The 7,163-nt window shown below is 77.4% G+C and carries 5 protein-coding genes and 2 pseudogenes; all 7 read left to right on the top strand.

Translation table 11 applies throughout. The features are described 5' to 3' along the window. Positions 1 to 929, top strand: a 929-nt coding sequence (locus ABZ452_RS15105) for a glycosyltransferase family 9 protein (protein WP_357942804.1), incomplete at its 5' end; no start/stop codon positions are given. A 47-nt stretch (positions 930 to 976) separates the two neighbouring features. Beyond that, a complete protein-coding gene (locus tag ABZ452_RS15100) occupies positions 977 to 1,951 on the top strand; it encodes a glycosyltransferase (RefSeq protein WP_357942802.1) in 975 nt (324 codons plus the stop codon). Further along, positions 1,936 to 3,153 (top strand): glycosyltransferase, encoded by a 1,218-nt coding sequence (locus ABZ452_RS15095; protein WP_357942800.1) that lies wholly within the window; start codon positions 1,936 to 1,938, stop codon positions 3,151 to 3,153. The genes ABZ452_RS15100 and ABZ452_RS15095 overlap by 16 nt, the downstream gene beginning before the upstream one ends. Beyond that, positions 3,153 to 3,719: pseudogene (locus ABZ452_RS15090) on the top strand (SIS domain-containing protein); the annotation flags it as partial. The gene ABZ452_RS15095 and the pseudogene ABZ452_RS15090, both read left to right, overlap by 1 nt. A gap of 317 nt (positions 3,720 to 4,036) precedes the next feature. Beyond that, positions 4,037 to 5,440 (top strand): D-glycero-beta-D-manno-heptose 1-phosphate adenylyltransferase, encoded by a 1,404-nt coding sequence (gene rfaE2, locus ABZ452_RS15085; RefSeq protein ID WP_357942798.1) that lies wholly within the window; start codon positions 4,037 to 4,039, stop codon positions 5,438 to 5,440. Positions 5,441 to 5,528: 88 nt separating this feature from the next. After that, positions 5,529 to 6,212 (top strand): SDR family oxidoreductase, encoded by a 684-nt coding sequence (locus ABZ452_RS15080; RefSeq protein ID WP_357942846.1) that lies wholly within the window; start codon positions 5,529 to 5,531, stop codon positions 6,210 to 6,212. Then, positions 6,209 to 7,117: pseudogene (locus ABZ452_RS15075) on the top strand (glycosyltransferase family 9 protein); the annotation flags it as partial. The gene ABZ452_RS15080 and the pseudogene ABZ452_RS15075, both read left to right, overlap by 4 nt. Positions 7,118 to 7,163 lie beyond the last annotated feature (46 nt).

The raw sequence follows: 7,163 nt of genomic DNA, 5'->3' as shown, positions 1-7,163 counted from the left end.
CCGGGGCGGAACGGGTGGTGCTGCTCTGCGGGCCACGCGGCCGGGCCGCGGCGGAGCTGCTGCCCGGCGTCGACGAGATCATCGAGTGGCCGCTGCCCTGGATCGACGGCTCCCCCGGGCCGGTCGACCCCGACGACATGCGCCGCCTCACCAGCCGCCTGGCCGCGGTGGGCGCCGACGAGGCGGTCGTCTTCACCTCGTTCCACCAGTCGCCGCTCCCCCTCGCCCTGTTGCTGCGGATGGCCGGCGTCCCCCGGATCAGCGCGATCAGCGACGACTACCCCGGGTCCCTGCTCGACGTGCGGCACCGGGTGCCCGTCGGGGTGCCCGAACCGGAGCGGGCGCTCTCGCTGGCCGCCGCGGCCGGTTACGCGCTGCCCGCCGGGGACGAGCCGGTGCTGCGGCTCCGCCCCGACCTGCCCGCGCCCGCCGTCGACCTGCCCGCCGGCGACTACCTGGTGGTGCACCCCGGCTCGTCGGCGCCCGCCCGGGCCTGCCCGCCCGAGCTCTGCGCCGAGATCGTGGCCGCCCTCGCGGCCGACGGGCACCGGGTGCTGGTCACCGGCGGGCCCCGCGAACGTGAGTTGACCGCCCGGGTCGCCGCCGCCGGCGGCACCGATCTCGGCGGCGCGGCCGACCTGGCCGGGCTCGCCCGGATCCTCGCCGGGGCCCGCTGCGTGATCGTCGGCAACACCGGGCCGGCCCACGTGGCCGCCGCCGTCGGCACCCCGGTGGTCAGCCTCTTCGCCCCGACCGTCCCGTTCGGGCAGTGGGCGCCCTACCGGGTGCCCACGGTCCGGCTCGGCGACGCCGGGGCGGCCTGCCGGGACACCCGGGCGGCCGCCTGCCCGGTCGCCGGGCACCCCTGCCTGGGCGGCCTCGACCCGGCCGGGGTGGTCGCCGCCGTCCGCCGGCTCGTCCCCGGCTGAACCCACCGCCCGCCCCCGCCCCCGCGAAGTCGCCGACGAGGAGAGAGATGAACGTTCTGCTGTGGCACGTGCACGGCTCCTGGACGACGTCGTTCGTGCACGGGAGACACCGGTACCTGGTGCCGGTCACGCCCGACCGCGGCCCGTACGGGCGGGGTCGGGCGCGGACCTACGCCTGGCCGGGGAACGCCGTCGAGGTGACCCCGGAGGAGCTGGGGCGGGCCGAGGTCGACCTGGTGATCCTGCAACGGCCCGAGGAGCTGGAGCTGGCCGAACGGTGGCTGGGTCGCCGGCCCGGCCGGGACGTGCCGGCCGTCTACGTCGAGCACAACACCCCGAAGGGTGACGTGCCGGACACCCGCCACCCGATGGCCGACCGGGACGACCTGCTGCTCACCCACGTCACGCACTTCAACGAACTGTTCTGGGACAACGGCGGCACCCGCACCGCGGTCGTCGAGCACGGCATCGTGCCACCCGCGGTGGAGTGGACCGGCGAGCTGGACCGCCTCGCCGTCGTCACCAACGAGCCGGTACGCCGCTGGCGGGTCACCGGCACCGACCTGATGCCGCGCTTCGCCGCGGTCGCGCCGCTGGACGTCTTCGGCATGGGTGTGACCGGGCTGCCCGACCGGCTGGGTCTGCCGGTGGACCGGCTCGCCACGCACGACGACCTGCCGCAGGACCGGATGCACGTCGAGGTGGCCCGGCGGCGCGCGTACCTGCACCTGTGCCGCTGGACGTCGCTCGGGCTGAGCCTCGTCGAGGCCATGGCCATGGGCATGCCGGTGGTCGCGCTGGCCACCACCGAGGCCGTGGACGCCGTGCCCCCGGACGCGGGGGTGCTCTCCACCCGCGTGGACACGCTCGTCGAGGCGGCCCGCTGGCTGGCCGAGGACCGCGACGCCGCGTACCGGCTGGGGGCGCGGGCACGCGAGGTGACGAAGGAACGCTTCGGGCTCGACCGGTTCCTCGCCGACTGGGACCTGATCATGGAGGAGGAGACATGCGCATCGCGATGATTTCGGAGCACGCCAGTCCGCTCGCCGCGCTCGGCGAGGAGGACGCCGGCGGCCAGAACACCCACGTGGCGGAACTCGCGGCCGCGCTTGTCGGCGAGGGGCACGACGTCCGCGTCTACACCCGCCGGGACTCGACCGCCCTGCCCGACGTGGTGTCCACCCCGGACGGCTACCGGGTGTGCCACGTGCCCGCCGGCCCGGCGCAGCGGGTGTCGAAGGACGAGCTGCTGCCGTACATGGGCGAGTTCGGCAGCTGGCTGGCCGACTCGTGGCGGCGCGGCGGCTGGATTCCGGACGTGGCGCACGCGCACTTCTGGATGAGCGGCCTGGCCACCGTGCACGCCGGCCGGCGGACCGGGGTTCCGACGGTGCTCACGTACCACGCGCTCGGCACGGTGAAGCGCCGGCACCAGGGCATGCGGGACACCAGTCCACCGGGGCGGATCGGCTACGAGCGGGCACTCGGCCGGGCCGTGGACCGGGTCGTCGTGCAGTGCGAGGACGAGGTCGCCGAGCTGGTCCGGATGGGTGTGCCCCGGTCCCGGATGGCGCTGGTCCCGTCCGGTGTCAACCAGGCCGTGTTCCGCCCCGACGGCCCGGTCGCCCCCCGCACCCCGGGCCGCCACCGCATCCTCACCGTCGGCCGGATGGTGGAGCGGAAGGGCTTCCTCGAGGTGGTCCGGGCGCTGCCCGCGGTGCCGGACGCCGAGTGCGTGGTGGTCGGCGGCCCGCCGGCCGAGCTGCTCCCCGCCGACGCGTTCGCGCGGCGGCTGTCCGCACTGGCCGAGTCGTGCGGCGTGGCCGACCGGGTGAAGCTGGTCGGCGCGGTGCCGCGCGAGGAGATGCCCTCCTGGTACCGCTCGGCCGACGTGCTGGTCGCCGCCCCCTGGTACGAGCCGTTCGGGCTCACCCCGCTGGAGGGGATGGCCTGCGGTGTGCCGGTGGTCGGCACCAACGTAGGCGGCATCGCGGACAGCGTCGTGGACGGGCTCACCGGCGACCTCGTGCCGCCGCGGGACCCCCGCGCGCTCGGCACCGCGCTGCGCCGGCTCCTCACCGACAAGGTCCGCCGCTTCACGTACGCCACGGCGGCGCTGGACCGGATCCGCAGCCGGTACTCCTGGAAGCGCTGCGCCGAACAGCTCGGCGCGGTCTACGCCGCGCTGGCCACGGTGTCCCGGCCGGCGCCGGCGGTGGCCTGATGACCCGTCACGACACCCTCGACGCCCATCTCTCCGGGCTGGCCGCGGCGCTGCTGCCGTACCGGCGGGAGGCCGAGCGGCTGGCCGCCTGGGGCACCGAGCTGGCCTGGACGCTGGCCCGGGGCGGGCGGTTGCTGGTGGCGGGCAACGGCGGCAGCGCCGCCGAGGCCCAGCACCTCACCGCCGAACTCGTCGGCAAACTCCGCGACGACCGCGAACCCCTGTCCGCCATCGCCCTGCACGCCGAAACCTCCGCCCTCACCGCCATCGGCAACGACTACGGCTACGACGAGATCTTCGCCCGCCAGGTCCGCGCCCACGGCCGACCCGACGACATCCTCCTGCTCCTGTCCATCAGCGGCACCAGCACCAACCTCCTCACCGCTGCCCGCGCCGCACACGACACCGGCCTGCGCTGCTGGGCCTTCACCGGCCCCGCCCCCAACCCGCTCGCCGAGCAGTGCCACGACGTGCTCGCCGTGCCGTCCCCGGACAGCCAGGTCGTGCAGGAGCTGCACCTGGTCTCCACGCACCTGCTCTGCGAGTACGTGGACCAGGCGCTGCCGCTGATCCGGCAGCTGCCGACCGCCTCCGTCCCGGCGCCCCGGCCAGGGAATTCCGCGCGCTGGGCGCCGTCACCCGGCTCCACGGGCGGGGACCGGGACGGCAGCGGCGCCGCCGGACCGGACGGCCACCTGCTTGCCGGGGTCGCCTCCGGGCCGCACCCGGGCGGCGGCCGGGCGCTGGACGGCTACGGCCTGGACGGGTACGCCCGGGCCAGGGCGCGCCAGCACCGCCTCGACGGGCACGGCGCCAACGGTCACTCGGCCAACGGGCAGTCGGCCGACGGGCACGGGCCCGCCGGCACGGGACCGGTGCTGTCGTGACCCGTCCGCTGGTCGTGGTCGGCGACGCGCTGCTGGACCGGGACGTCACCGGCGTGGTCGGCCGGGTCGCCCCGGACGCGCCGGTGCCGGTGCTCGACGAACGGTCCGCCGCCGAGCGACCGGGCGGGGCTGGGCTGGCCGCGCTGCTCGCCGCCGCGCGGGAGACCGAGGTGGCCCTGGTGACCGGGCTGGCCGACGACGCCGGCGGGGCACGGCTGGCGGAGCTGGTGACCGCGGCGGGCATCGAGCTCTATCCGATCCGTCTGCCCGGCGCCACCGCCGAGAAGATCCGGCTCCGGGCCGGCGGGCAGACCCTGCTCCGGCTGGACCGGGGCGGTGACCCCCAGCCGCCGGGCGAGCCGCCGGAGGCGGTGCTGGAGCTGCTGTCCCGGGCCCGGGCCGTCCTGGTGAGCGACTACGGTCGCGGGCTGCTGCGGCAGCCGACGCTGCGCGCGGCGCTGGCCGGCGCCACCGCTCCGGTGGTCTGGGACCCGCACCCGCGCGGCGCCGCCGCGGTGCCCGGGGCCCGGCTGGCCACCCCCAACCTGGCCGAGCTGCGGCAGCTCACCGGCGACGCCGGGACGGGCCCGGCGCTCTCCACCGCCACCCGCGCCGGTCAGGAGCTGCGCCGCCGGTGGCGGATCGGCGCGGTCGCGGTGACCACGGGGCCGGACGGGGCGGTGCTCTGCCACTCCGGCACCGCGCCGCTGGTCGTGCCGCCGCCGTCCACCGTGGCGCACGTGGAGGACACCTGCGGCGCCGGGGACCGGTTCGCCGCCACCGCCGCGCTGGCGCTGGCCGACGGCGCGTCGGTCGCCGAGGCGGTGCAGGCGGCGGTCGGTGCGGCGTCCGCGTACGTGGCCGCCGGCGGGGCGGCCGGCCTGCACCGGGCGCCGGAGCAGCCTTCACCACGGGCCGCCGGCGAGGAGCTCGTCGCGAAGGTACGCGCCGACGGCGGCACCGTGGTCGCCACGGGCGGCTGCTTCGACATCCTGCACGCCGGTCACCTGGCCACCCTCCAGGCGGCCCGCCGCCTGGGCGACTGCCTGGTGGTCTGCCTCAACTCCGACCGGAGCGTCCGGGGGCTCAAGGGGCCCGAGCGCCCGGTCAACCCGGAGCAGGACCGGGCCCGGCTGCTGGCCGCCCTGGACTGTGTCGACGCGGTGGTGGTCTTCGACGAGCCCACCCCGCACCAGGTGCTGGCCCGGCTGCGCCCCGACGTCTGGGTCAAGGGCGGCGACTACGCCGGCGACGGCGCGCCCGAGCTGCCTGAGGCGGAGCTGGTACGCCGCTGGGGCGGGCGGGTCGTCACCGTGCCGTTCCTGGCCGGCCGGTCCACCACCGGCACCATCTCGGCCGCGCGCCAGCGCGGCCTCCACCTCGTCAAGGGAGCGGTATGAGCGAGCGTCAGCGAGCGAATGGTCAACGCGGTGCACTGGTGCCTCAGGGCGGCACGGAGCGAAGCGGAGTGCCGGCATGAGCAGGGGTTTGAATGGACGGGCCGTCCTCGTGACCGGCGGGTCGAGTGGCCTCGGCGCGGCGGTGGTGGCGGCCGTGGGCAAGGCCGGTGGCCGGCCGTACGTGCTGGACCGGCGGGCGCCGGCCGACGGGGTGCCGTGGGTCGAGTGCGATCTGGCCGACACGCGGGCCGCCGAGGCGGCCACCCGGCAGGTCGCGGAGCAGGCCGGCGGCCTCGACGGCGTGGTGACCGCCGCCGGTATGGACGTGCCGGGCCGGCTGGCCGACGTGGACGGCGCGACCTGGGACGGGATCGTGACGATCAACCTGCTCGGCACCGCCGCGGTGGTCCGGGCCGCGCTGCCGCACCTCGAGCGGGCGCACGGCACGGTGGTGACCGTGGCGTCCACGCTGGGCGTCAAGGCGGTCAGCGACGCGACCGCGTACTGCGCGGCGAAGTTCGGGGTGGTCGGCTTCACCCGGGCGCTCGCCGCCGAGCTGGCCGGCACGGTGGGCGTCACGCTGCTGATCCCGGGCGGGATGCGGACGGCGTTCTTCGACGACCGGGACGAGCGGTACAAGCCCGGTCCGGACGCCATCCTCAACGATCCGGCGGACACCGCCGAGGCGGTCCTGTTCGCCCTCGCCCAGCCGCCCGGCTGCGCCGTACGCGAGCTGGTGGTCTGCGCCGAGCAGGAGTCCTCGTACCCGTGATCCTCGTGCTCCGGGCGCTCGGCGTCGGCGACCTCGCGACCGGGGTGCCGGCGCTGCGCGCGTTGCGGGCCGCGTACCCGGGCACCGAGCTGGCGCTGGTCGCGCCGCGCTGGCTGACCCCGCTGGTCGAGCTGGTCGGTGGCGTGGACCGGCAGGTCGTCGCCGACGGGCTGGGCCACCTCGGCTGGTCCGGCCCGCCGCCCGCCGTGGCGGTGAACCTGCACGGCCGGGGGCCGCAGTCGCACCGGATGCTGGCCGGGGTCCGGCCGCGGCGGCTGCTGGCCTTCGCCAACGCCGAGGCCGGGTGGCACGACGGTCCGCCGTGGCGGGCCGGGGAGCATGAGGTGGACCGGTGGTGCCGGATGCTGGGCTGGTACGGGATCCGCGCCGACCGGGCCGACCTGGCGCTGCGCCGCCCCGGGCCCGGCGGGCTGCCGACCGGCGTGACGATCGTGCACCCGGGCGCCAAGGCGGCGCAGCGGCGCTGGCCGCCGGAGCGCTTCGCGGCGGCGGCCCGGGAGCTGGCCGGACGGGGCCACCGCGTGGTGGTCACCGGCAGCCCCGGCGAGCGGGACCTCGCCGCCGGCGTGGCCCGCCGGGCCGGGTTGCCGGCCGACGCGGTGCTGGCCGGCGCGACCGACGTCGGCGAGCTGGCCGCGCTGGTCGCCCACGCCCGCCTGGTGCTCTGCGGGGACACCGGCACCGGTCACCTGGCCACCGCCTACGCCACCCCGTCGGTGCTGCTCTTCGGCCCGGTGCCGCCCGCGCAGTGGGGGCCGCCGCCGGACCGGCCGTGGCACGAGGCGCTCTGGGCCGGGCCGCGCCCGGCCGGGGACGGCGTGGCCGTGCACCCGGCGCTGGCCGAGCTGGACGTGCCGGCGGTGCTGGCGGCGGTCGACCGGGTGACCGCGGCCGCCCGGTCGCGGCCGGTGGCCGGGCGGCGGATCCCGG

This window comes from Micromonospora sp. NPDC005707 (assembly GCF_040631005.1).
Lineage (GTDB): Bacteria > Actinomycetota > Actinomycetes > Mycobacteriales > Micromonosporaceae > Micromonospora.
Note: the sequence above shows the minus strand (reverse complement) of the source record. Positions and strands in the feature narration are given on the sequence as shown.

Excerpts from the sequence above, each read along its gene's own strand:
- ABZ452_RS15100 (WP_357942802.1), top strand. The coding sequence starts at position 977 with ATGAACGTTCTGCTGTGGCACGTGCACGGCTCCTGGACGACGTCGTTC.
- ABZ452_RS15095 (WP_357942800.1), top strand. The coding sequence starts at position 1,936 with ATGCGCATCGCGATGATTTCGGAGCACGCCAGTCCGCTCGCCGCGCTC.